This is a genomic window from Acidiplasma cupricumulans, from assembly GCF_001402935.1.
Classification (GTDB): domain Archaea; phylum Thermoplasmatota; class Thermoplasmata; order Thermoplasmatales; family Thermoplasmataceae; genus Acidiplasma; species Acidiplasma aeolicum.
Window position 1 is genome coordinate 1 of the sequence record NZ_LKBH01000243.1, and the last position, 1,421, is coordinate 1,421.

Below are 1,421 nucleotides of genomic sequence, written 5' to 3' on the forward strand. Positions count from 1 at the left end.
AAAAAATTTTAATATTATTGGATTCAGCTTGCCTCGTTGATTTCTTCAAGCCTTTTTCCTGTTGCGTTTGGCAGCGTCAGGAATAAAAATATGCACATTATTAAATTGGGTATCCATAAAACACTCCATGTTAGTATGCTTCCAAGGGCGACAACAATTGGTATAAATATTGCCGTGCCGATTGCACCACCAAGGTGCCCTAAACCGTCTGCAATGCCGTATCCTGTGGCCCTTGATGATGTTGGAAAGTTCTCAGCGTCCATCATATAATAGGCCTGATACCAGCCTACGCCTATAAGCTCTGCTATAAAAGCCCCTGAAAAGAACAGGTATATGATGCCGTATACACCGCCTATGGCCATGAGTGTTGTACCTATTGTGTATCCCACAACACCAATGGTTGAGAGTTTTCTTATGTCAAATCTGTCTGCAAATGGCCTTATCATCAATGATCCTATAAACGCACCGAGGCCTGCTATGCCAAGTAATGTAATCATATATGCCAGCTCATGCCCTGGAACATGTAATATATCCTTAACCCATGTGGGGGCGAGTGCTAAAAACATGTAATCAACAAAATACTGCCAGAACATGAACAAAAATAATACAGTCAGCCTTTTTCCATACTTTCTTGAAAACAGTGTTTTAAAGACCCCCCTATTTTCCTCCTTATATTCAAGCACATTTGGCTCTGGCAGAGATGTAACATGTGCCCTTTTCATTGATGTTTCCTCCATTTTTTTAATCAGCTCATCGGCCTCCTTGAATTTACCCTTATTTGCAAGGAATCTTATTGTTTCAGGCGATATTGCCCTGATGACTATGACAGCAATGGCTATGACACCGCCTATTACAAATAAATATCTCCAGCCAACCGTGGGATATGTTGTCACAATTATTGATGAAAAAAATGGTCCAAAGCCTATTCCCGCCCAGCCACCAATAAATGCCAGATTAACATAGCTCCTTCTCTTAACAGCAGGTGCCATTTCAGACATGTATGTCATCACAAGGACAAGATCACCACCTATTCCCATGCCTGTTATGAACCTGAAAAGGTAAAGTGTTGGTATGTTAAAAGCGAGTGCGTCGCCAAAGCTTCCTATGGATGTTAGCAGTGCGGTGAATAATAATGTTGGCTTTCTTCCAATTCTATCGGCTATTATTGTTAGTGTTGGACCGCCAACTGCATAGCCAAAAAGTCCAAGAGATGCTGCCAGTGATGCCTCACCGGCTGTTGTGACAAATTCTATATACGGTAGGGCAAAGCCTATGTTAATGACATCATATAATGTAATAAAGAAACTGAATGCCAGACCAAAAATAAGAAGATAGCTTAATCCCCATGCAGGAAGCCTGTCCGCCCTTGCTATATACATATCCTTTAAAATATCCTTATTTTCAGAACTATCTGAATTCAA

Annotated in this window: 1 protein-coding gene; it reads right to left on the minus strand. The window is 40.9% G+C overall.

Going from position 1 to position 1,421, the window contains the following annotated elements; translation table 11 throughout:
- Positions 1-23: 23 nt before the first annotated feature.
- The coding region (locus tag AOG55_RS06635; protein WP_201779088.1) for an MFS transporter at positions 24-1,421 on the minus strand (1,398 nt) is incomplete at its 5' end.